Origin of the sequence: Streptomyces sp. NPDC002044 (genome assembly GCF_040296725.1) — a bacterium.
In the GTDB taxonomy this organism is placed as follows: domain Bacteria; phylum Actinomycetota; class Actinomycetes; order Streptomycetales; family Streptomycetaceae; genus Streptomyces; species Streptomyces antarcticus.
In genome coordinates this window covers 37,141-58,863 of the sequence record NZ_JBEOXU010000009.1, presented here as the reverse complement: position 1 = coordinate 58,863, position 21,723 = coordinate 37,141, and the positions used below count along the sequence as shown (strand labels likewise).

23 protein-coding genes and 1 pseudogene are annotated in these 21,723 nt (G+C 73.3%); 14 read left to right on the top strand and 10 right to left on the bottom strand.

Translation table 11 applies throughout. The features are described from left to right. Positions 1-54 precede the first annotated feature (54 nt). The 3 genes and pseudogenes from ABT106_RS04350 to ABT106_RS04340 form a co-directional block, all read left to right on the top strand. Positions 55-216, top strand: a pseudogene (locus tag ABT106_RS04350) (TetR family transcriptional regulator); the annotation flags it as partial. Positions 217-470: 254 nt separating this feature from the next. Further along, positions 471-1,619, top strand: a complete 1,149-nt coding sequence (locus tag ABT106_RS04345; protein ID WP_351272171.1) for an alpha/beta hydrolase — start codon at positions 471-473, stop codon at positions 1,617-1,619. 66 nt (positions 1,620-1,685) lie between these two features. Next, complete coding sequence (locus tag ABT106_RS04340; protein ID WP_351272079.1) at positions 1,686-2,522, top strand: DUF4429 domain-containing protein; 837 nt, start codon at positions 1,686-1,688, stop codon at positions 2,520-2,522. Positions 2,523-2,590: 68 nt separating this feature from the next. On the opposite strand, the gene ABT106_RS04335 is transcribed toward ABT106_RS04340, so the two are convergent. Both ABT106_RS04335 and ABT106_RS04330 read right to left on the bottom strand, forming a co-directional pair. Beyond that, the gene (locus ABT106_RS04335; RefSeq protein WP_351272076.1) at positions 2,591-3,613 is read right to left on the bottom strand and encodes an aldo/keto reductase; all 1,023 of its coding nucleotides are present in this window, start codon (positions 3,611-3,613) and stop codon (positions 2,591-2,593) included. Continuing rightward, the gene (locus ABT106_RS04330) at positions 3,610-4,068 is read right to left on the bottom strand and encodes a MerR family transcriptional regulator (RefSeq protein WP_351272073.1); all 459 of its coding nucleotides are present in this window, start codon (positions 4,066-4,068) and stop codon (positions 3,610-3,612) included. Before ABT106_RS04330 ends, ABT106_RS04335 begins: the two co-directional genes overlap by 4 nt. 78 nt (positions 4,069-4,146) lie before the next feature. On the opposite strand from ABT106_RS04330, the gene ABT106_RS04325 reads away from it, so the two are divergent. Then, entirely contained in the window at positions 4,147-4,971 is an 825-nt protein-coding gene (locus ABT106_RS04325; RefSeq protein WP_351272168.1) for a serine hydrolase domain-containing protein, read from the top strand. A gap of 63 nt (positions 4,972-5,034) precedes the next feature. Here ABT106_RS04325 and ABT106_RS04320 read toward each other — a convergent pair whose 3' ends face one another. Further along, positions 5,035-5,688, bottom strand: coding sequence for a pirin family protein (locus ABT106_RS04320; protein WP_351272070.1), 654 nt, complete (start codon positions 5,686-5,688; stop codon positions 5,035-5,037). A gap of 81 nt (positions 5,689-5,769) precedes the next feature. Here ABT106_RS04320 and ABT106_RS04315 point away from each other — a divergent pair, with 81 nt between their 5' ends. The 5 genes from ABT106_RS04315 (at position 5,770) to ABT106_RS04295 (ending at position 10,689) form a co-directional block, all read left to right on the top strand. Beyond that, complete coding sequence (locus ABT106_RS04315; protein ID WP_351272067.1) at positions 5,770-6,987, top strand: PucR family transcriptional regulator; 1,218 nt, start codon at positions 5,770-5,772, stop codon at positions 6,985-6,987. Between the two features lie 89 nt (positions 6,988-7,076). Continuing rightward, the gene (locus tag ABT106_RS04310; RefSeq protein WP_351272064.1) at positions 7,077-7,994 is read left to right on the top strand and encodes an ACP S-malonyltransferase; all 918 of its coding nucleotides are present in this window, start codon (positions 7,077-7,079) and stop codon (positions 7,992-7,994) included. Between the two features lie 19 nt (positions 7,995-8,013). Next, complete coding sequence (locus ABT106_RS04305) at positions 8,014-9,018, top strand: ketoacyl-ACP synthase III (protein WP_351272061.1); 1,005 nt, start codon at positions 8,014-8,016, stop codon at positions 9,016-9,018. A gap of 53 nt (positions 9,019-9,071) precedes the next feature. Next, a complete protein-coding gene (locus ABT106_RS04300) occupies positions 9,072-9,320 on the top strand; it encodes an acyl carrier protein (protein ID WP_030009997.1) in 249 nt (82 codons plus the stop codon). Between the two features lie 79 nt (positions 9,321-9,399). Then, positions 9,400-10,689 carry a beta-ketoacyl-[acyl-carrier-protein] synthase family protein gene (locus ABT106_RS04295; RefSeq protein WP_351272058.1) on the top strand — a complete coding sequence of 430 codons (1,290 nt, stop codon included), beginning with the start codon at positions 9,400-9,402 and terminating at the stop codon, positions 10,687-10,689. A 66-nt stretch (positions 10,690-10,755) separates the two neighbouring features. Here the strand turns inward: ABT106_RS04295 and ABT106_RS04290 are convergent, their stop codons facing one another. Next, positions 10,756-11,250, bottom strand: a complete 495-nt coding sequence (locus ABT106_RS04290) for a DUF3145 domain-containing protein (protein ID WP_033225979.1) — start codon at positions 11,248-11,250, stop codon at positions 10,756-10,758. Between the two features lie 252 nt (positions 11,251-11,502). Between ABT106_RS04290 and ABT106_RS04285 the strand changes: the two genes are divergently transcribed. Continuing rightward, complete coding sequence (locus ABT106_RS04285) at positions 11,503-12,399, top strand: SGNH/GDSL hydrolase family protein (protein ID WP_351272054.1); 897 nt, start codon at positions 11,503-11,505, stop codon at positions 12,397-12,399. 108 nt (positions 12,400-12,507) lie between these two features. Here the strand turns inward: ABT106_RS04285 and ABT106_RS04280 are convergent, their stop codons facing one another. Then, positions 12,508-14,988: a glycoside hydrolase family 3 protein gene (locus tag ABT106_RS04280; RefSeq protein ID WP_351272051.1), complete on the bottom strand. Its 2,481-nt coding sequence runs from the start codon at positions 14,986-14,988 to the stop codon at positions 12,508-12,510. A 212-nt stretch (positions 14,989-15,200) separates the two neighbouring features. On the opposite strand from ABT106_RS04280, the gene ABT106_RS04275 reads away from it, so the two are divergent. Beyond that, positions 15,201-15,791: a TetR/AcrR family transcriptional regulator gene (locus ABT106_RS04275; RefSeq protein ID WP_351272165.1), complete on the top strand. Its 591-nt coding sequence runs from the start codon at positions 15,201-15,203 to the stop codon at positions 15,789-15,791. A 29-nt stretch (positions 15,792-15,820) separates the two neighbouring features. Here ABT106_RS04275 and ABT106_RS04270 read toward each other — a convergent pair whose 3' ends face one another. Next, complete coding sequence (locus ABT106_RS04270; protein WP_351272048.1) at positions 15,821-16,156, bottom strand: winged helix-turn-helix transcriptional regulator; 336 nt, start codon at positions 16,154-16,156, stop codon at positions 15,821-15,823. A 96-nt stretch (positions 16,157-16,252) separates the two neighbouring features. On the opposite strand from ABT106_RS04270, the gene ABT106_RS04265 reads away from it, so the two are divergent. Next, entirely contained in the window at positions 16,253-17,209 is a 957-nt protein-coding gene (locus ABT106_RS04265; RefSeq protein WP_351272045.1) for an imine reductase family protein, read from the top strand. Positions 17,210-17,218: 9 nt separating this feature from the next. Here ABT106_RS04265 and ABT106_RS04260 read toward each other — a convergent pair whose 3' ends face one another. From ABT106_RS04260 to ABT106_RS04250, 3 genes are all read right to left on the bottom strand, one after another. Continuing rightward, complete coding sequence (locus tag ABT106_RS04260; protein WP_351272042.1) at positions 17,219-18,067, bottom strand: EI24 domain-containing protein; 849 nt, start codon at positions 18,065-18,067, stop codon at positions 17,219-17,221. Positions 18,068-18,175: 108 nt separating this feature from the next. Further along, positions 18,176-18,598, bottom strand: coding sequence for an organic hydroperoxide resistance protein (locus tag ABT106_RS04255; RefSeq protein ID WP_031150783.1), 423 nt, complete (start codon positions 18,596-18,598; stop codon positions 18,176-18,178). Between the two features lie 65 nt (positions 18,599-18,663). Beyond that, positions 18,664-19,686, bottom strand: coding sequence for an NADP-dependent oxidoreductase (locus ABT106_RS04250; protein WP_351272038.1), 1,023 nt, complete (start codon positions 19,684-19,686; stop codon positions 18,664-18,666). Between the two features lie 94 nt (positions 19,687-19,780). Between ABT106_RS04250 and ABT106_RS04245 the strand changes: the two genes are divergently transcribed. After that, positions 19,781-20,203, top strand: a complete 423-nt coding sequence (locus ABT106_RS04245) for a MarR family winged helix-turn-helix transcriptional regulator (protein WP_351272035.1) — start codon at positions 19,781-19,783, stop codon at positions 20,201-20,203. On the opposite strand, the gene ABT106_RS04240 is transcribed toward ABT106_RS04245, so the two are convergent. After that, a complete protein-coding gene (locus ABT106_RS04240) occupies positions 20,200-21,057 on the bottom strand; it encodes an SCO2400 family protein (protein WP_351272032.1) in 858 nt (285 codons plus the stop codon). The genes ABT106_RS04245 and ABT106_RS04240 overlap by 4 nt on opposite strands. 78 nt (positions 21,058-21,135) lie before the next feature. Between ABT106_RS04240 and ABT106_RS04235 the strand changes: the two genes are divergently transcribed. Continuing rightward, a complete protein-coding gene (locus ABT106_RS04235) occupies positions 21,136-21,720 on the top strand; it encodes a hypothetical protein (RefSeq protein WP_351272029.1) in 585 nt (194 codons plus the stop codon). Positions 21,721-21,723: the final 3 nt, after the last annotated feature.

Genomic DNA, 21,723 nt, shown 5'->3' with positions numbered 1-21,723 from the left:
TCCCCAGGGAAGTAGTCGGCGGGCCCAAGACCCCTTGTCCGCCGGTCCTCACCTGCCGCGTTCTCCGGTGTGATGCGGGTGACCGGGCGGCTGTGGGGCCAGGGCGAGGACGCCAGCGTGGCCGCGATCCGGCGGATGACCGAGGCGTACCTCGACCAGATCGGCCCGGCCCTGGCCGCGGACTGGCGGACCACTCCGCCCGGTACGCGGAGCTGACCCGGCCTGACCCGAGCAGACCCGAGCAGACCCGAGCAGACCCGACCCGAACCTGATCACAGCACTTGCCCCGCCCGCCCCCTTTCATCCCCACGGTCGGCCGTGAATCCCGTCACCCCGCACGCCGTAGCCCCGGGGGTTCTCCTACGCTGGTCTCAGTGAAACTGCCCGGCCCCGCCCTCCACGCCGCTCACGGCGCCGACCCGCGCCCCGCCGCACTGCGCATCCTGCTCGCGCTCGCGGTGGTCTTCGTCATGCTGGCGACCACGGGCTGGACCACCGTCCACCGCCCCGAGGGCGGCACCCCCCTGCGGGCCGCGGCCCTCGCCGCCTGGGCGCAGGCCAGGATCGACGGCCGCCCGGTACCGGCCGCGGACGCACCCGTACGGACGGTCGCCCGCTTCTTCACCGGGCTGGACCGCGCCCAGCGGACCCGGTTGGCCGAGGGGTACCCGCTCGTGGTCGGCAACCTCGGCGGGGTGCCCACCGCCGTCCGCTACCAGGCCAACCTCCGCGGCCTGGCGCAGGCGGAGCAGGTCGAGAGCGCCCGCAGCCACGACGTGGCGCTCACCCCGGCCGACCGGGCCGCGGCCACCCGCCGCGCGCACCGGTTCGCCTCGCTCTCCGAGCCCGGCCGGCAGATCCTCTCCTTCGACCCCACCGGCGGCGGCCGCGTCGCCGAGGTCTTCGGCGACCTCGACCGGGCCCGCCGGGTCTCGGTGGTCGTGCCGGGCGTCGACACCGACCTGATCACCTTCGAGCGCACCCAGCGCCGGTTCGCCGCCCCCGTCGGCATGGCCGAGTCCCTGTACGAGACCCAGCGCGCCGCCGCGCCCGGCAGCCGCACCGCGGTCATCGCCTGGGCCGGCTACACCGCGCCGACCGGGGTCGGCATGGACGCCGCCACCGGCCGGATGGCCGTGGACGGCGCCGTCCGGCTCAACGCGCTGGCCGGGGCGCTGCCCGGGAACGCGAGCGTGGCGCTGTTCTGCCACAGCTACGGGTCGGTGGTGTGCGGGGTCGCCGCGCACGCGCTGCCGCGCCGGGTCACCGACGTGGTGGTGCTGGGGAGCCCCGGGATGCGCGCGGAGAACGTCGGGGGGCTGCGTACCTCGGCCCGGGTGTGGGCCACCCGCGACGAGGACGACTGGATCGCCGACGTACCGCACCTGGAGTTCGGCGGGCTGGGCCACGGGGCCGATCCGGTGTCCCCGGAGTTCGGCGCGCGGCTGCTGTCCTCGGCCGGGGCCAGGACCCACACCGGCTATTTCGCGCCAGGGACGGGCTCCGTGGAGAACTTCGCGAAGATCGGAACCGGTATGTTCGATTCCGTTGTCTGCGGGACCGGGGACGACGCGTGCCGGAGTGATATTTCCGGAGCCGGGCGGGACGGACGCGCGTAGAGCCCCGGTAAACGGACTCCGTACCAAGGGGGACGTGCGGGGGCGCCGCCCTCTACGATGTGCCGCATGGGTGACGTACTGGCCGGAAACCATGCCGTCTGGGAGTTCGACTCGGACTCGGTGCTCATCCGCTTCGCACGGGGGATCAGGACACCACGACTCTGGCATGCTCTCGGCTCGCGCCGAATCCCCCTCGAAGCGGTGTCGGGGCTGACCGTGACCGCGGGGAAGCGGAACACGGTGGTTTTGCGCGCCCTCCCCCGGCCGGGCGCCGATCCGCTGATGGAGGCCGCCGACGGGCAGCTGCGGGAGTCCTGCGACCCCTACCGGCTGGTGCTGCCGGCCGACCGGGCGGCGCGGGCCGAGGGCTTCGCCGACGCCCTGCGCGCCCGGCTCGGCCCCGACGCCGCCGAGCCCGCCGGGGAGTTCCTGGTCGGCGCGGCGCAGCCCCCGGTCCAGCTGAAGGCGTACGACGCGCGGGTCGGCTTCGACGGTTCGGCGGTGACCTTCCAGTGGTCCCGTACGGGCGCCACCGGCACCAAGTGGAAGGCGGGCGACCAGCGGTACCCGCTGGCCGCCCTCGCCGGGGTCGAGTGGGTCTCCCCCAGTGGCTCGGGCGGCCACCTGCGGCTGCTCCTGCGGGACGCCCCCGGTGACCCGCGCCCGGACCACGACCTCGCCGCCGCCGTCTTCGGCGTGGGCTGCGGGGCGGTGCACGAGTCCCTGCCGTTCGCCGCGGCCGTCCTCGCCGCGCTGCCCGGCCGCACCCCGGTCGCCTCGGTGCCCCGGTCCGGCTCCGGCGACGACCGGCTGCGCCACCTGAGCGAGCTGTACGGCGCGGGCCTGCTCACGGACGCCGAGTACGCGGCGCTGCGGGAGCGGTTCGCGGCCGAGTCCCGGTAGGACCACCGGCCCGGGCCGGGGTTCCCGGCCGCGATGACCCCGGTACGGGCCGCGGCCGCGCCGGCCCCTCAGCCCTCGCGGGCCGCCGAGGTGGAGCTCATGTCCGGGTAGCGGTCCCCCGCGACCCGGCCGGCGATCGGCTCCAGCAGCGCCAGCTCCGCCTGCGTCAGGGTGATCCGCGTCGCCGCCGCGTTCTCCGCGAGCCGTTCCGGCTTGCGGGTGCCCGGGATCGGCACCACGGTCAGCCCGTGCACGGCCGCCCGCCCCTGCACCCAGGCCAGGGCGATCTGCGCCGGGGTGGCCCCGTGCGTCCGGGCGATCTCCCGTACCGGGGCCAGCAGTTCCGCGTTGGCCTTCGCGTTGTCGCCGGTGAACCGCGGCTGGTGGACGCGGAAGTCGCCCGCCGGCAGGTCCGTGCCCGCGTCGGCGAAGGCGCCGGTGAGGAACCCGCGCCCGAGCGGGGAGTACGGGACGAAGGCCACGCCCAGCTCGGCGGCCGCGCCGACCGCGCTGCGTTCCACGTCCCGGCTGAACAGCGACCACTCCGACTGGAGCGCCGCGATCGGGTGCACGGCGTGCGCCTCGCGCAGCTCCGCGCCGGTGACCTCGCTGAGTCCGAGGTGGCGCACCTTGCCCTCGCTCACGAGTTCCGCCATGGCGCCCACCGACTCGGCGAGCGGCACGGCCGGGTCACGGCGGTGCATGTAGTACAGGTCGATGACGTCCACGCCGAGCCGGCGCAGGCTGTCCTCGACGGCCCGGCGCGCGTAGGCCCGGTCGTTGCGGATGCCCCGGTAGTGCGGGTCGTCGGTGCGCTCTATGGCGAACTTGGTCGCCAGGGTGATCCCGTCCCGGTGCGCGGCCACGAACGGCGCGAGGAACTCCTCGTTGCGCCCGCGACCGTATACGTCCGCGGTGTCGATGAGGGTGACGCCGGCGTCCAGCGCCGCTTCCAGGGTCGCCCGGGCCGCCGCCTCGTCGGTGTCGCCGTAGAACTCGCTCATGCCCATGCAGCCGAGGCCCTGGACGCCGACCTGCGGGCCTCCCTTGCCGAGTGCGACCCGGTCGATGGTGGTGCCGTGTTCTGTCATGGCCGTACCTTCCCCGCGACCGCGTTCACCGGAGTCGCGTTCATCGGGGCGGAGTCCGCCGGCACCGCGTGGTGCGGGGCCGGCTTCGCCGCGTACATGTCGATCTTGTAGTCCAGAACCGCGAGCGCGTCCGTCAGCTCCGTGATCCGCGTCCGCACCTCGCGCCGCGTCCGCTCCAGCAGCTCGCGCCGCTCGTCGACCGTGTGCCCGCCCTCGCGGACCAGCCCGGCGTAGCGGACCATGTCCGCCACCGACATCCCCGTGGCGCGCAGCTTGCCCACGAAGGCCAGCCAGTCGAGGTCCTTGTCGCTGAAGCGGCGCTGGCCCGAGTGGGAGCGGTCCACGTGCGGCATCAGGCCGATCCGCTCGTACCAGCGCAGCGTGTGCTGGGTCAGACCGGTCCGGGCCTCGACCTCGCTGATCGTGTACCGCGTCTGCGTCAGGCTCTGGCTCATGCCTCCACGCTAAAACCTTGGAGTGCACTCCAAGCAAGTAGGCTCGGCCGCATGGAGAGCGTGGAGGCCGTGAACAGCATGGAAAGCCTGCGGATCATCGAGAGCTGGCCGGTGCCGGCCGCGGCGGCGGCCGTCGTCCGGGCCGACGGGAGCCTGGCCGGGGCGCACGGCCCCCTCGACCACCGCTTCCCCCTGGCCTCGGTCACCAAGCCGCTCACCGCGTACGCCGCGCTCGTGGCGTACGAGGAGGGGGCGGTGGAGCTGGACGAGCCGGCCGGGCCCGAGGGCTCGACGGTCCGTCACCTGCTCGCGCACACCAGCGGCCTGGCCTTCGACGAGCACCGCGCGACGGCCCCGCCCGGGCAGCGCCGACTGTACTCGAACGCCGGCTTCGAGGTCCTCGGCGACCACATCGCGAAGGCCACCGGCATCCCCTTCGCGCAGTACCTGCACGAGGCGGTCTTCGAGCCGCTGGGCATGGCGTCGAGCACCCTGGAGGGTTCGCCCGCCAAGGACGGCGTGTCCACCGTCGCCGACCTCGTCCGGTTCGCGGCGGAGCTGCAGGCCCCCCGGCTGCTCGACGTCCGCACGGTCGCCGCGGCCACCTCCGTGGTCCACCCCGGCCTCAAGGGCGTCCTGCCGGGCTACGGGCACCAGTCCCCCAACGACTGGGGCCTCGGTCTGGAGATCCGCGACGGGAAGTCCCCGCACTGGACGGGCGCCACCTCCTCGCCCCGCACCTTCGGGCACTTCGGCCAGTCCGGCACCTTCCTGTGGGTGGACCCGGACGCGGGCGCCGCGTGCGTGGCGCTGACCGACCGCGCCTTCGGACCGTGGGCCGTGTCGGCCTGGCCCGCGTTCACCGACGGGGTCCTCGCCGAGCTCGCCGCGGCCCGCGCGTAGCCCGTCCCCGCCCGCCTCTGCCCGTCCCCGCCCGTCCCTGTCGGGTCTCGCCGGTCCCGGCCGCTACGGCAGTTCCAGGATCAGCAGCTCCCCCGGGGATCCGGCGGTGACCTCCAGGCCCCGCTCCGCCGTGATCCGCACCGAGTCCCCCGGCCCCAGCTCCTCGCCGTCCAGCCGCAGGTCCCCGCGCACCACGTGCAGGTAGACCCGCCCCGCCGCCGGTACGGCCACCCGCTCGCCCGCGCCGGGCCGCCGGACGTGCAGGACGGCTCCGGCCGCGGGGAGCGCGTACGGGGTCCCGTCGGCGAGGCCCCGGACCAGCTCGTACGAGGGCGTGCCGCCCGCGGCGAGCGGCGCGAGCCAGAGCTGTACGAAGCGCAGCCGCCGCGCGCCGTCGTTGCGCTCCGCGTGCCGGACCCCGGCGCCGGCGCTGAGCCGCTGGACGTCCCCGGGCCCGGCCAGGCCCTTCTCGCCGGTGCTGTCCTGGTGGGTCAGCTCGCCCTCGGCCACCCAGGTCACGATCTCGGTGTGGCTGTGCGGATGCTCGTCGAATCCGGCGCCCGGGGCGAGGGTCTCCTCGTTGCAGGCCAGGACGGGGCCGAAGCGCAGGTTGTCCGGGTCGTAGAAGGACCCGAAGGAGAAGGCGTGCCGGGTGGTGATTCCGGCGGGCGCGTCCCCGCCCTCGTACCGGTCGGCGCCGCGGCGTACATCGATCATGAGGGCCACGGTAGCCCCCGGGCGCGGGCCCGGCACGGGACCGGACTCCGCTCGGCCCCGCCGATAAGGCAGTCTTGTCACGTGCCTCAACCCGAACGTGAGCATTCCCCCGCGACCCATCCCGCGCATCCCGTACCCGCCCACCCGCACGTAGCGACCCTGCGGCGGCTGGAGAAGTCCTCCGGCCGGCTCGCGGCCAACGCGATCGCGCGGATGGACGAGACCCTGCCGTGGTACCGGGCGATGCCCCCGGAGAACCGGTCGTGGATCGGCCTGGTCGCACAGGCCGGCATCGCCGCGTTCACCGAGTGGTTCCGGCACCCGGAGACCCCGCAGGCGATCTCCACCGATGTCTTCGGGACGGCTCCGCGCGAGCTGACCCGGGCGATCACGCTGCGCCAGACCGTCGAGATGGTCCGCACCACGATCGAGGTCATGGAGACCGCGATCGAGGAGGTGGCGGCCCCGGGCGACGAGTCGATCCTGCGCGAGGCGCTGCTCGTGTACGCCCGGGAGATCGCCTTCGCGACGGCTCAGGTGTACGCGCAGGCCGCCGAGGCGCGCGGGGCGTGGGACGCCCGGCTGGAGTCCCTCGTGGTCAACGCGGTGCTGTCCGGCGAGGCCGACGAGGGCGCGCTGTCGCGGGCGGCGGCGCTGGGCTGGAACTCGCCCGAGTACGTGTGCGTGGTGCTCGGCACCGCTCCGGAGGGCGACAGCGAGCTGACCGTCGAGGCGATCAGGCGCGCGGCCCGCCACCACAAGCTCCAGGTCCTCACCGGGGTCCTCGGCGACCGGCTCGTCGTCATCGCGGGCGGCAGCGACAACCCGATGCAGGTGGCGAAGTCCCTGATCGGCCCGTTCGCGGCCGGTCCGGTGGTGGCCGGCCCGGTGGTGCCGGACCTGCTGAACGCGACGAAGTCCGCGCAGGCCGCGGCGGCCGGGCTGAAGGCCTGCACGGCGTGGCAGGACGCCCCGCGCCCGGTCCTGGCGGACGATCTCCTTCCAGAGCGGGCGATCGCCTCCGATCCCGCCGCGCGCGAGCAGTTGGTGGAGGAGATCTACAGACCGCTGGAGGAAGCGGGGTCGGCGCTGCTGGAGACGCTGAGCGTCTACCTGGAGCAGGCGAGCAGCCTGGAAGGAGCGGCCCGGATGCTGTTCGTGCACCCCAACACGGTGCGCTACCGGCTCCGACGTGTGACCGATGTCACCGGATGGTCACCCTCCGATGTCCGTTCCGCGTTCACCCTGCGGATCGCCCTGATCCTCGGGCGTCTGGCCGACGGCGATCCTCAGTCCTAGACTTTTGTCGGACATCAACAATTACCCCGACGGTTCTTCGTCCCTGTCCCCACGGGCGGCGGGGGCCTCCAACAAGAGAGAGTGTGAGGGTGCTCGTACTCGTCGCTCCCGGCCAAGGCGCTCAGACGCCCGGCTTCCTGACTCCCTGGCTCGACCTGCCCGGCGCCGCTGACCGCGTCGCCGCCTGGTCGGACGCCATCGGGCTCGACCTTGCCCACTACGGCACGACCGCCGACGCCGACGAGATCCGCGACACGGCCGTGGCCCAGCCGCTGCTCGTCGCCGCGGGTCTGCTGTCCGCCGCCGCGCTCGGCTCCCGTACGGCCTTCGGTGCCGTCGCGGGCCACAGCGTCGGCGAGATCACCGCCGCCGCGTACGCGGGCGTGCTGTCCGAGACGGACGCGCTGCAGCTGGTCCGCACCCGCGGACTGGCGATGGCCGAAGCCTCCGCCGTCACCGAGACCGGCATGGCCGCGGTCCTCGGCGGCGACCAGGACGTGGTCCTCGCCCATCTGGAGAAGCTGGGCCTGACCCCGGCCAACATCAACGGCGCGGGCCAGATCGTCGCCGCCGGCACCACGGAGCAGATCGCCGCCCTGGTGGCGGAGAAGCCCGAAGGTTCCATGAAGGTCGTCGCCCTCAAGGTCGCGGGCGCCTTCCACACGCACCACATGGCTCCCGCGGTCGCCACGCTGGCGAAGGCCTCCGAGGCCCTCTCCCCGGCGGACCCGGAGCTGACGTACGTGTCGAACAAGGACGGCCTCGTCGTCACCAAGGGCGCCGACGTCGTCGCCCGCCTGGTCGGCCAGGTCGCCAACCCGGTCCGCTGGGACCTGTGCATGGAGACGTTCGCCGAGCTGGGCGTCACCGGGATCGTCGAACTGTGCCCCGGCGGCACGCTGACGGGTCTGGCCAAGCGCGCGCTCAAGGGTGTGCCGAGCGTGGCGCTGAAGACCCCGGACGATCTCGACAAGGCCGCGGCGCTCGTCGCCGAGCAGTCGGTCTGAGAGAAGGAGCCCACACAGCATGTCCAAGATCAAGCCGGCCAAGGGCTCCCCGTACGCCCGCATCCTCGGGGTCGGCGGCTACCGCCCGACCCGCGTGGTGCCCAACGAGGTCATCCTGGAGACGATCGACTCGTCCGACGAGTGGATCCGCTCCCGCTCCGGCATCGCGACCCGGCACTGGGCCTCGCCCCAGGAGACCGTCGCCACGATGTCGGTGGAGGCTTCGGGCAAGGCCCTGGCCGACGCCGGTGTCTCCCCCGAGCAGATCGGGGCCGTGATCGTCTCGACGGTCTCGCACTTCAAGCAGACCCCGGCGATCGCGACCGAGATCGCCCACCGGATCGGCGCGGGCAAGCCGGCCGCGTTCGACATCTCCGCCGGCTGCGCCGGTTTCGGCTACGGCCTGACCCTGGCCAAGGGCCTGGTGGTGGAGGGCTCGGCGCGGTACGTCCTCGTCATCGGCGTGGAGCGGCTCTCGGACCTGACCGACCTGGAGGACCGCGCGACGGCCTTCCTGTTCGGCGACGGCGCCGGCGCCGTCGTCGTCGGCCCCTCGGACGAGCCGGCCATCGGCCCCACGGTGTGGGGTTCGGAGGGCGACAAGTCCGACACCATCAAGCAGACCGTGCCGTGGGACGAGTACCTCGGCAAGGGCGGCGGCGAGAAGTTCCCGGCCATCACGCAGGAGGGCCAGGCGGTCTTCCGCTGGGCCGTCTTCGAGATGGCCAAGGTGGCCCAGCAGGCGCTCGACGCCGCCGGAATCACCGCGGACGACCTGGACGTCTTCATTCCGCACCAGGCAAACATGCGGATCATCGACTCGATGGTGAAGACTCTGAAGCTGCCGGAGCACGTCACGGTCGCCCGTGACGTGGAGACCACCGGCAACACCTCGGCCGCCTCGATCCCGCTCGCTATGGAGCGGCTCCTGGCGACCGGAGCGGCGAAGAGCGGCGACACCGCGCTCGTCATCGGCTTCGGGGCGGGACTCGTCTACGCCGCGACGGTCGTTACCCTCCCCTAGGACCGGGATGCGCATTCCGGTCCGTACACCCAGTTACTGAGAAGGAGCGCCACATGGCCGCCACCCAGGAAGAAATCGTCGAAGGACTCGCGGAGATCGTCAACGAGATCGCCGGCATCCCCACCGAGGACGTCGCCATCGAGAAGTCGTTCACCGACGACCTCGACGTCGACTCCCTGTCCATGGTCGAGGTCGTCGTCGCCGCCGAAGAGCGCTTCGACGTGAAGATCCCGGACGAGGACGTCAAGAACCTCAAGACGGTCGGCGACGCCGCCGACTACATCCTGAAGCACCAGGCCTGAGCCTGACGAGCGTTTGTCGCCACCTGGCGGTGGCGCCGTGACAATTCAGCACCCCCTGAGACGTGGAGAAAGAATTCCTGTGAGCCCGACCAATCGCACCGTGGTCGTCACCGGTATCGGCGCAACCACTCCGCTGGGTGGCGACAGCGCTTCGACCTGGGAAGGTCTGCTCGCCGGCCGTTCGGGCGTGAAGCCCCTGGAGGGCGAGCGCTTCGCCGAACTCCCGGTCCGCATCGCCGCCCGTGCCGCCGTGGACCCGAGTGAGGTCCTGCCCCGGCCGCTGGCCCGCAAGCTCGACCGCTCGGCGCAGTTCGCCGTCATCGCGGCCCGCGAGGCGTGGGCCGACGCCGGTTTCACCGCTCCGGCGGGCACCGAGGCCGCGGACGGCGAGGACGCCGGCCCGGCCGTCGTTCCCGAGCGCCTGGGTACCGTGATCGCCTCCGGCATCGGTGGCGTGACGACCCTGCTCGACCAGTACGACGTACTCAAGGAGAAGGGCGTGCGCCGGGTTTCCCCGCACACCGTTCCCATGCTCATGCCGAACGGCCCGTCGGCCAACGTCGGCCTGGAGGTCAACGCCCGCGCGGGCGTGCACACCCCGGTCAGCGCCTGCGCCTCCGGTGCCGAAGCCATCGGCTACGCCGTCGAGATGATCCGTACCGGCCGCGCCGACGTGGTCGTCGCCGGCGGTACCGAGGCGGCGATCCACCCGCTGCCGATCGCCGCGTTCGCCAACATGATGGCGATGTCCAAGAACAACGAGCACCCCGAGCAGGCTTCCCGCCCGTACGACAAGGGCCGTGACGGCTTCGTCCTCGGCGAGGGCGCGGGCGTCGTGATCCTGGAGTCCGCCGAGCACGCCGCCGCGCGCGGCGCCCGGGTCTACTGCGAGGTGCTGGGCCAGGGCCTGTCCGCGGACAGCCACCACATCGCGCAGCCGGAGCCGACCGGCCGCGGTGTCGCGGCCGCGGTGCAGAACCTGCTCGACAACACGGGCCTGGACCCGGCCGAGCTGGTCCACCTGAACGCGCACGCCACGTCCACCCCGCAGGGTGACACGGCCGAGCTGAAGGCGCTGCGCAAGGTGCTGGGCGACGACCTCGACCACATCGCGATCTCCGCCACCAAGTCGATGACCGGTCACCTGCTGGGCGGTGCGGGCGGCATCGAGACCGTCGCGACCGTGCTGGCGCTGTACAACCGGCTGGCCCCGCCGACGATCAACATCGACGATCTGGACGACGACATCGACGCGGACATCGTGCGCGGCGAGCCGCGCAAGCTGCCGGCCGACGGCCCGATCTCCGCGATCAACAACTCCTTCGGCTTCGGCGGGCACAACGTCACCCTGGCGTTCCGCACCGTCTAGTACGGCCGGACAGGAAAGGCCCGCCCGGGGATCCCGGGCGGGCCTTTCGCGTGCCGGCCGCGGCCGCTAGACGACCTGGTGGAGCCAGCGGACCGGGGCGCCCTCGCCCGCGTACCGGAAGGGCTCCAGTTCGTCGTCCCAGGGCTTGCCGAGCAGCTTGGCGATCTCCGCCTCGAGGTCGGTCTCGCCGTGCGCGGACCGGGCGAGGGCGGCGCGCAGCCGGTCCTCGGGGATCAGGATGTCCCCGTGCATGCCGGTGACGGCGTGGAAGATGCCGAGTTCCGGGGTGGAGCTGTAGCGCTCCCCCTCGGCGGTCGGACAGGGTTCCGCGGTCACTTCGAAGCGCAGCAGGTGCCAGCCGCGCAGGGCGGAGGCGAGTTTCGAGGCGGTGCCGGCTTCGGCCTGCCAGGAGAACTCGGCTCTCCAGGTACCGGGGGAGGCGGGCTGCCTGATCCAGTCGAGGTTCACCCGCACCCCGAGTACGCCCGCAACAGCCCATTCCACGTGCGGGCAGAGCGCGCGCGGCGCGGAATGCACGTACAGAACTCCACGTGTCGTCACCGGGACCTCCAGTCTGGGACGAGGTCGGGAATAAAACTCCAGAAAACGGACAGTATGTGACGTGATGTAATGTAACGGAAATTTTTTGACATTGCGCTACGGAACCTGCGGCCGAAACACCACGGGAAAAAGCTACCGTGCGTCAGGGGTCGCGGTGTGACGTACGGTCGCTCCAAGGCCGGTCATCACAGAGCATTCACCCAGCAGGACGTCCCCGTACGACGAAGGGGGCGACGAGGAGGGACCCCACCCATGCGCACCACCGCTCCGCGCCGCCGCGCGCGCCGGACCTTCGCGGGCGCGGCGGCGGTGGCGGTCCTGCTGGGCGGGGCGGTGGGCGGGTGCGGCCCGGGCGGGTCGCGGGACGGGGGCGAGCGCGGGGCGCAGTCGGCGCCGCGCTGGAACACGGCGCCCGCCTCGGTCGCGGCCGTGGGCGACTCCATCACGCGCGGTTTCGACGCCTGTTCGGTCCTGGCGGACTGCCCGGAGGTGTCCTGGGCCACCGGGAACGACCCCGCGGTCCGCTCGCTGGCCACCCGGCTGCTCGGGGAGGCCCAGGCGCCCGCCCGCAGCTGGAACCACGCGGTGACGGGCTCCCGGATGGCGGACCTGCCGGGGCAGCTCGCGGAAGCCGCCGTGAACAGGCCCGGGCTGGTCACGGTCATGGTCGGCTCCAACGACGCCTGCCGTCCGACCGTTTCGTCGATGACGCCGGTGGCGGACTTCCGGTCCGGTTTCGAGCAGGCGCTCGCCGGGTTGCGGGCCGCGTCGCCCGCCTCCCAGGTGTACGTCTCCAGCGTGCCGGACCTCCAGCGGCTGTGGGAGCAGGGCAAGGATCTCCCGATGGTCCGCCAGGTCTGGAAGCTGGGCATCTGTCAGTCGATGCTCGCCGACCCGCTGTCGGCGGGCTCGGGGGCGACCACCCGGCGCGAACAGGTGCGGGCGCGGGTGGTCGAGTACAACGAGGTGCTGCGCGAGGTCTGCGCGAAGGACCCGCTGTGCCGTTACGACGGCGGAGCGGTGTTCCAGTACCCCTTCGACGCGCAGCAGTTGAGCCGCTGGGACTGGTTCCACCCGGGCCGGGAGGGTCAGGCGCGGCTCGCGGAACTGGCGCACCGCCAGGTGACGGCGGCCGATCCGCCGCGTTGACGCGGGAGGACCGGGAGCGGGTGTCAGGGCCCGCTCCCGGTCCGGTTCTTGGGTGTTTTCCGGCCAATCCGGACTAGTGGTGTCCCGCCGGTGTGTCGGGCCGGTGCGTCACGCGACGTCGATCGTGGCCGTCAGCCGGGTGTCGCCGTGCGCGTGGCTCGCGCGGACCTCGTAGGCGCCGCCGATCCGCCGCCAGCCGCGGGCGGGCTCGTCCCAGATCTCGAAGGCCCGGGCGGGCAGGCCGATCTCGGCCTCGACGCTCTCGCCGGGGCCCGCCTCGACGCCCGCGAAGGCGGCCAGCCAGCTCGCCGGACGCTCCACGGCCGCGCTCGGCGCGCCGCCGTCCGAGCCCTCCCGGGGCGCCAGGTAGATCTGGACGACCTCGCGGCCGGGCCGGGTGCCGGTGTTGGTGACGCGGACCCGGACGGTGTCGGCGGTGGCCTCCAGCGACTCGTACGCCCAGTCCGTGTAGCCGAGGCCGTGCCCGAAGGGGTAGGCGGGGACGATGCCCTCCTTCTCGTACGCCCGGTAGCCGACGAAGAGCCCCTCGCGGTACTCCAGGCGGCCGTCGACGGGCAGCACCTCGGTGACGGGCGCGTCGGCGAACCGGGCCGGCCAGGTGGTGGGCAGGCGCCCGCCGGGCTCCGTGTCGCCGAGGAGCACGTCGGCCAGCGCGGCCCCGCCCTCCTGGCCCGGGAACCAGGTCAGCAGGACGGCGGCCACGTCCTCGCGCCACGGCAGCTCGACCGGGGAGCCCGCGTTGACGACGACCACGGTGTTCGGGTTGGCGGCGGCGACCGCGCGGACCAGGTCGTCCTGGCGGCCCGGGAGGGCGAGGTCACGGCGGTCGAAGCCCTCGGACTCCACGCGCTCGGTGGTGGCGACGACCACGACGGCGGTGTCGGCGGCGCGCGCGGCCGCCACGGCCTCGGCGATGAGCTCGTCGGCGTCGCGCTGCGGGGCGAGGTGGAGCAGCGAGAACATGATCGCCTTGAGGGGCAGCGCGGTCATGTCGGGGACCTGGTAGGTCAGCGACACCTCGACGGGCTCCCCCTCGGTCAGGGTGGCGCGGCCGCGCTCGCTGGGGGCGCCGAAGAACGCCTCGAACGGGTCGGCCTCGTCGCCCATCTCCTGGACGCCCTCCCAGAGCGTCTCGCCGCCGACGGCGAGGGTGAAGGCGCCGAGCCCGCGGGTGCCGAAGGCGTGGTCGCCGCTCTCGCGCGGCAGGAACGTACCGGTGACCTCGATGCTCGCCATCGTGTCGTACGCGGCGCCCGCGGGCAGGTCCTCGCCGATCCACTGGACCTGGCCGGACGGCAGGCTGCCCTCGCCGAGGACGGCGCCGGAGGCGTCGCGGCAGACGGCGCGCAGCCCGAAGCCCTGGTCGGCGGGGACGAGTTCCTCGGAGGGGTCGGCGCCGACCGCGAAGGTCAGCGCCCCCTGCGGGAGCGCGGCGGTGAGGCCGTCCAGCGGGGAGACGATCCGCTCGGGGAAGACGGTGGCGGAACCGCCGCCGAGGACCCGGGCGTCGCGGGCGGCGGCCCCCATGAGGGCCACGGTGCGTCCGGCGGAGGTGTCGAGCGGGAGGGCGCCGTCCTCGTTGCGCACGAGCACGAAACCGCGGGCGGCGAGCTCCCGGGCCAGGGCCTGGCCGTCGATGCCGGACGGCGGCTCGGCGACCGCGGCGGGGGCGCCCTCAAGGATGCCGACGCGGGCGGCGAGGCGCAGGACGTTGCGGACGGCCGCGTCGACGGAGGACTCGGGGACCTCCCCGGCGCGCACGGCCTCGGCGAGGGCGGCTCCGTAGACGGTGGCGGGGCCGGGCATGGCCACGTCGAGGCCGCCCTCGATGTCACCGGTCGTGGAACGGGCCGCCATCCAGTCGGAGACGTTGTAGCCGTCGAAGCCCCACTCGGCGCGCAGGACCTCGTTGACCAGGTACCGGTTCTCGGTCATCGAGGTGCCGTTGACCCGGTTGTAGGAGGTCATGATGCCCCAGGGGTGGGCGTTGGCGACGATCGCCTCGAACGGGGCCAGGTACAGCTCGCGCAGCGGGCGCGGGTCGATGACGCAGTCGACGGTGAACCGCTCGGTCTCGGCCTCGTTTCCGGCGAAGTGCTTGACGGTGGTGCCGACACCGCCGTCCTGGACGCCGTTCACGTAGCCGCTGCCGACCGCCCCGGTCAGGTAGGGGTCCTCGGAGTAGCACTCGAAGTGACGGCCGCCGAGCGGGGAGCGGTGCAGGTTCACGGTGGGCGCGAGGAGGACGTGGACGCCCTTGCGACGCGCCTCCTGGGCGAGCAGCCGGCCGGCGCGGCGGGCGAGCGCGGGGTCCCAGGCGGCGGCGAGCGCGGTCGGGGAGGGCAGAGCGACGGAGGGGTCGTCGGCGGTCCAGCGCACGCCGCGCACCCCGATGGGGCCGTCGGACATGACCAGGGACTTCAGCCCGATCTCTGGGACGGCGGGCAGGGACCACATGTCCTGGCCGGCCAGGAGCCCGGCCTTGGTGTCGAGGTCCAGCTTGTCGAGCGCCGCCTCTACGGCGTCTTCGCGGGCCTGGTCGTCGCGGACCTGATCGGCATCGGTCACGGCCGTGCCTCCTCGTTGAGTGCGTTGGGAGCGTGGGGTGCGGTGCGTGCGGTTGTGCGGTGCGTGCGGTTGTGCGGTGCGTGCGGTCGTGCGGTGCGTCGCCCCCATCGTGGACCCGATGCCTGGTGAACGGTAGGGTTCGTGATGCATTCGTGACATCGGGATGCCGTACGGTCCTGCTGGCGGCTGTGAACGAGGAGAGGGACCGGGCGATGGCCAGGGCGAGGAGCGAGGAACGGCGCGGGGACATCGTCCGCGCGGCCGTCGAGGTGATCGCGGAGCGCGGCTACCGGGGCGCGTCGCTGGCCTCGGTGGCCGAGCGCGTGGGCCTGACCCAGCAGGGGCTGCTGCACTACTTCCCGACGAAGGACGCCCTGCTCGTCGCGGTCCTGGAGGAGCGCGACCGGTGGGACACCGGCGGTGGCTCGCGCGCCGCGGCCGGGCCCTGGCGCCTGGACCTGCTCGCGTCGCTGGTGGAGTACAACGCCATGCGCCCGGGCATCGTGCAGACCTTCTCGGCGCTGCTGGGCGAGAGCGTGACCGACGGGCACCCGGCGCGGGAGTTCTTCACCGAGCGCTACGCACAGGTCCGCTCCGAGATGGCCGCGGTGCTGCGCGCCGAGTACGGCGAGCGGCTCCCCTCGGGCCTGACCCCGGATCAGGTCGCGCCCCTGCTCACCGCGGTGATGGACGGCCTGCAGTACCAGTGGCTGCTGGCCCCGGAGTCGGTGGACATGCCCGCCGCGTTCCGCTCGTTCCTGGCCCTGCTCGGCGCCCCGGAACCCGGCCGCCGGCCCGGCTGACCCGCCCGGCCGGCCCGCGCGCGGCCCCGCTACGCCGAGTCGGCCAGCAGGTGCTTGGCGCCCCACTGCCCCAGCGCCTCCAGCGCGGCGTTCAGGTCCTGGCCGAGCGGCGTCAGCGAGTACTCCACGCGCGGCGGGACCTCGTCGTACACCTCGCGGTGGACGATGCCGTCGGCCTCCAGCTCGCGCAGCTGGGCGGCGAGCACCTTCTCCGACACCCCCGGGACCAGCCGCCGCAGTTCACCGAAGCGGCGCGGGCACTGCTCCAGCTCCCACAGGAGCGAGACCTTCCACTTGCCGTCGATCACGGACATCGCCGCGGCGATCCCGCAGTGATCCGCGCCGGGCCTTCGCGTCACCGCCATCGCGCACCCCTCCCACCTGTTCGCTCACCTCGGGGTAACCACCCACCCCGAAGTGCGTACTTGAGCGTCTCACGGCCTGCCACCAGGCTAAACGTCATGACCGACAACCACACGACGAAGCACCCGCTCACCCTGCTCGGCCTCGGCGACATGGGTACCGCCCTCGCCCGCACCTGGCTCGCCGCCGGGCACCCCCTCACCGTCTGGAACCGCACCGCCGCCAAAGCCGGGGCCCTCGCCGCCGACGGCGCGACCGTCGCCGCCGATCCCGCCGGGGCCGTCGCCGCGAACGGCCTGGTCGTCCTCTGCCTGCTGGACGACGCAAGCATCGACGACGTCCTGAAGGACGTGGACCTCACCGGCCGGGACCTGGTCAACCTCACCACCGGCACGCCCGCCGAGGGCCGCGCCCGGGCCGCATGGGCCGCGGAGCGCGGGGCCCGGTTCGTGGACGGCGGGATCATGGCCACCCCGACGATGATCGGCGTCCCCGAAGCCGGGGGCTACGTCTTCTACAGCGGCTCGCGGGCCCTCTTCGACACCCACCGGGCGGCCCTGGAGGTCCCGGCCGGCGCCCGCTTCGTCGGGGAGGACCCCGGGCACGCCGCCCTGCACGACGTGGCGCTGCTGAGCGCGATGTACGGGATGTTCGCCGGGATCTCGCACGCCTACGCGCTGATCGAGGGCGAGGACATCGCCCCGAACGACCTGGCGCCGCTGCTGTCCGAATGGCTGGGCGCGATGGGCTTCTTCGTCGGCAACGCCGGCGAACGGCTCACCTCGCGGGACCTCACCACGGGGGTGGTGTCCAACCTGGCCATGCAGGTCGCGGCCAGCGGCACCCTGCTGCGCACCGCCGGGGAGCAGGGCGTCAGCGCCGAGCTGATCGCCCCGTACCTGGACCTGATGCGGCGCCGGCTGGACGCCGACCCGGCCGCCCACGGCGGCGAGGACACGGTCGGCGCCATCGCCCTGCTGCGCTCCGGGGTCCGTACGCCCCAGGGGGCGTCGTCACACTCGTTCCTGCCGTGCGGCCGTACGAAACGACCTTGACGACACCCCCTAGTAGACCGGCGGCGGTCCGAAACCGGTCGCGGGGGCTGCGGGCGGCGCCGGCGGGGCCGCGGGCGGCGCCGGCGCACCGGCCGGCCGGTCCCCCGGGGCGTCGGCGCCGGAGTCGCCCATCAGGTCCCGCGCCATCAGCGTGGCCCCGGCCACCGCGCCGGGCATGAGGAACACCGCGACGAGCGGCACCAGGAACGACAGCACCAGCGGCACCCCGAACCCGAGCACCATCATCCGCCGCGCCCGGAGCATGACGAGCCGCTCCGCCAGGTCCACCTTGCGGCGCTGAAGGGCGACGGCGGTGAGTTCCTGGGTCAGGAAGTAGCCGGAGACGCAGAAACCGAGGATCGGGACCACCGTCTGCCCGATGACCGGGACGAAGCCCAGGGCGAAGAGCAGGATGCCGTACAGCAGGACGCGGCCGAGCACCTTGACGCTGTCCCGGGCCGAGATCCACAGCTCCAGCCAGAGCGGGAGGCCGGACTCGGGCACGTCGCCGCCCTCGCTGCGGTCGACCTGCTCCGAGAGGGACTCGTAGAAGGGCTGGCCGATCAGCAGGGTCACGGCGGTGAAGGTGACGACCGCGAGGAACAGGCCGAGGCAGAAGACCAGGCCGGTCAGGAAGCCGCGGAAGAGTCCGGACCAGGGTGCGGTCCAGTCGTCGGCGAACGGCGTCGCCCACACCGACAGGTCGTCGGCGCCGTAGGAGAGCCCGATGAGGGCCGCGGTGTAGAGGACGAGCGACACCAGTCCGGGCAGCAGCCCGAAACCGAGCCACCTGCCGTGCCCGAACACCCATCGCTGGCCGGCCAGCAGATACCGGAAACCCCCCGCAAGATCACGCATGGGGGTCAGTTTACGGCGAAGGCCGCACCCCCGAACGGGGGTGCGGCCTTCAGGCGTGCGTGCGCCGGTTCAGGCGTGCGCGGGGTGCGATCAGCGGGAGCCGCCGGCTCAGACGGCGAGCTCGACGGTGATGTTGCCGCGGGTCGCCTTGGAGTACGGGCAGACCTGGTGGGCCTTCTCGATGAGGTCCTTCGCGGTGGCGGCGTCCACGTTCGGGATCACGGCGGAGATCTTGACGATCAGGCCGAATCCGTCGTCGTTCTTGCCGATGCCGACCTCGGCGGTCACGGTGGAACCGGAGATGTCGGCGTTCTCGTTCTTCGCCACGACGCCCAGGGCGCCCTGGAAGCAGGCGCTGTAGCCGGCGGCGAACAGCTGCTCCGGGTTGGTGCCGGCGCCGCTGCCGCCGAGCTCCTTCGGCGGGTTCACGACGACGTCGAGCTGCCCGTCGCTGGTGGCGACGCGGCCGTCACGGCCGTTCTCGGCGGTGGCGACAGCGGTGTACGCGACATCGGACTGCTGGATGGACATGTAGGAAAATCCTCCTGGTGATCGTCGCGACTCGCGCCCACGGCCCGCGACGGTGTGGAGTGAGCCTAACCGGTGAAAGAAACGATCATCTTTCCGGTGTTCTCTCCGCGCAGCATGCCGAGGAAGGCGGAGGTGGCGTTCTCGACGCCCTCGACGACCGTCTCGTCGTAGCGCAGCTCGCCCGAGGCCAGCCAGCCGGCCACGTCCTGGACGAACTGCTGCTGGAGTCCGGCGTGGTCCCCGACGAGGATGCCCTGGAGCCGCAGCCGCTTGCCGATGACCTGCATCAGGTTGCGCGGGCCGGGTGCGGCCTCGGTGTCGTTGTAGCCGGCGATCGCACCGCACAGGGTGGCGCGGCCGTGCACCTTGAGGGAGGAGATCGCGGCTTCGAGGTGGTCGCCACCGACGTTGTCGAAGTAGACGTCGATGCCCTCGGGGGCGGCGGCGCGCAGCTGCCCGGCCACGGGACCGTTCTTGTAGTTGAAGGCGGCGTCGAAACCGTACTTCTCCGTGAGGAGGGTCACCTTCTCGTCCGAGCCGGCGGAGCCGATCACCCGGGAGGCGCCCCTGATCTTCGCGAACTGGCCGACGAGGCCGCCGACCGCACCCGCCGCGCCGGAGACGAAGACGGCGTCGCCCTCCTTGAAGGAGGCCACCTCGAAGAGGCCCGCGTAGGCGGTCAGGCCCGGCATGCCGAGCACGCCGAGGTAGGCGGAGAGCGGGGCGAGGGCCGCGTCGACCTTGGTGGCGTGCTTCGCGTCGACGTCGGCGTACTCGCGCCAGCCCAGGTGGTGCAGGACGTGGTCACCGACCGCGAAGCCCTCGGCGGCGGAGGCGACGACCTCGCCGACGGCGCCGCCCTGCATCGGCTCGTCGAGCTGGAAGGGCGGTACGTAGGACTTCACGTCGTTCATCCGGCCGCGCATGTACGGGTCGACCGACATGTGGAGGTTGCGCACGAGGATCCGGCCGGCCGCGGGCTCGGCGGACACCGGAACCTCGCGCAGGGCGAAGTCCTCGGCGACGGGCCAGCCCTGCGGGCGACGGACGAGGTGCCACTCACGGCTGACGGCGGGGATCTCGGTCATGGGGACTCCTGGGTGCGGAAGAAATGCTTCACAACGTGAAACAACCATGCGCCTGGATATTTCATGTTGTCAAGTAAATGGGTACGCTGGTCCCATGCCCAGTCGTCGCGCAGACCCAGTGACCCTCGAGGTCGTCGAACTCATCGGCGACGTCGTGGCCCGCTACCACATGGAGTACGAGCACGTGGCCGCGAGCCACCAGCTCACGGGCGCCCAGGCCCGGGTCCTGAATCTGCTGGCCCTGGAACCGCTGCCGATGCGCCGGATCGCCCAGAAGCTGCGGTGCGAACCCTCGAACGTGACCGGCATCGTCGACCGGCTGGAGACCCGCGGCCTGGTCGAGCGCCGCCCGGACCCGGCGGACCGCAGGGTCAAGCTGGCCGCCCCCACCGAGGAGGGCCTCCAGACCGCCGACCGGCTGCGCGAGTCCCTCGACTTCGCGCGCGAACCCCTGGCGGGGCTGTCGGCACAGGAACGGACGGCCCTGCGGGACCTGCTCAAGCGGATGCTGGGCTAATCCCACCAGCAGGGATCCCAGAAGTGACACGGCGTCGGCGTCGGCTTCGGGGGCTTGGTCCGCGCCGGCGTCGGGGACGGCTTGGCCGACGCGGAGGGCTTCGGCGGCTTCGTGCTCCCGGAGGCGCTGGGCGACGGCGTCAGGGACGTTCCCGGCTTTACGGTGACCCCCGCGTCGGGAGTCCCGGAGGACGGGCCCGTCGGGGCGGGCGCGGGCGCCGACGACGCCGGACCCGGCTTCGCCGCGCTCACGGAGGACGCCGCGGGACCGGCCGCCTTCGTCCCCCCGCCGGCGGCCTTCGCCGGGGCGGCGGCCTTGCCCGGCGCCCCGGACGGGGGCGCCGCGGCCGTCGGCGCGCTCGGGGCGGGCGCGGGCACGCCGGGCGCCGAGTCGTCGGTCAGCACCACGGTGGAGGCACGGTCGGCGCGCTCCCCGTCGGTGGCCACCCGGACCGCCACGAGCGCGCCGCCGGTCGCGAGCAGCAGCCCGAGCCCGACGTTCAGCACGGTCCGGCGGCGCCTGCGGTGCGCGGAGCGGCGGCGTGCGCCGGGGCGGCGCTCGTTCGGGACCGCCAGGACGACGACGGAGTCGGCGTGGGCTCCGACGGAGTCGGCGTGGGCTCCGCCGGAGTCGGCGTGGGCTCCGCCGGAGTCGGCGTGGGCTCCGACGGGCACGTGCGGCCCGCCGGAACCCCAGGCGGGGGCCGGGGCCGGAACCGCGGCGAAGGGATCGGAGGCTCCCGGGGCGCCCGGCGGTACGGGGGCGGCGGGGACGAGGTATTCGGCCGGGGTTCCGCACCCGGCGCACGCCAGTGCGCCGTTGAGGTGCCTCCGGCAGGCGTGGCAGTAGTTCATGGCGCCCGCAGGCTATGCGGTCACCGGTCACATCCGTAACGCGGGAACGTAAGGATCTTGTGTGGAATCGTGGCCTCCATGACAGCGACCCCGCCCGGACGCCCTGGGCCCTTCGGGCCGGGAGCCTTCCAGCTCGTGCTGCTGCGCCGGATGGCCGACTTCCAGCCCGACCTCGCCGACCGGGCCCGGCACCGGCTGGGCGCCTCGCTGGCGGAGCAGCGCGAGGCCAACAAGCGCTGGCAGGCCATGATCCGCTCGCCCCGCTCCCGCGGAGCCCTGGCCCGGTACCGCTCGGTGCTGGGCCCGGCGGAGTCCGCCGAGCGCCGGAGGATCGGCGATCTGGAGTGCGAGGCCCTGCTGTGGCCGGTGTCGCTCTGGCCGGACCTGCGGTTCGAGGTGCTGGCCGCGCCGGACGGGGCGGTGTGGAACGAGTGGCTGGTCCGGGCCCCGGGCGCGGCCGGTCCCGTACTGGAGTCGGCGGACGACCTGCTGCCCTGGTCGGCGACGGTGGACGAGGTGGCGCGCGCCTTCGCGCCGGCGCGGCCGATGGAGGGCACCGCGCCGACCCGCTGGCGCCTCGCGTTCACCGCCGGGGGCCGTCCCTGCGTGGCGGAGTTCACGTACGGCCTGCTCCAGCGGGTCGGGTTCGCCGACGCCCCCTGAAGG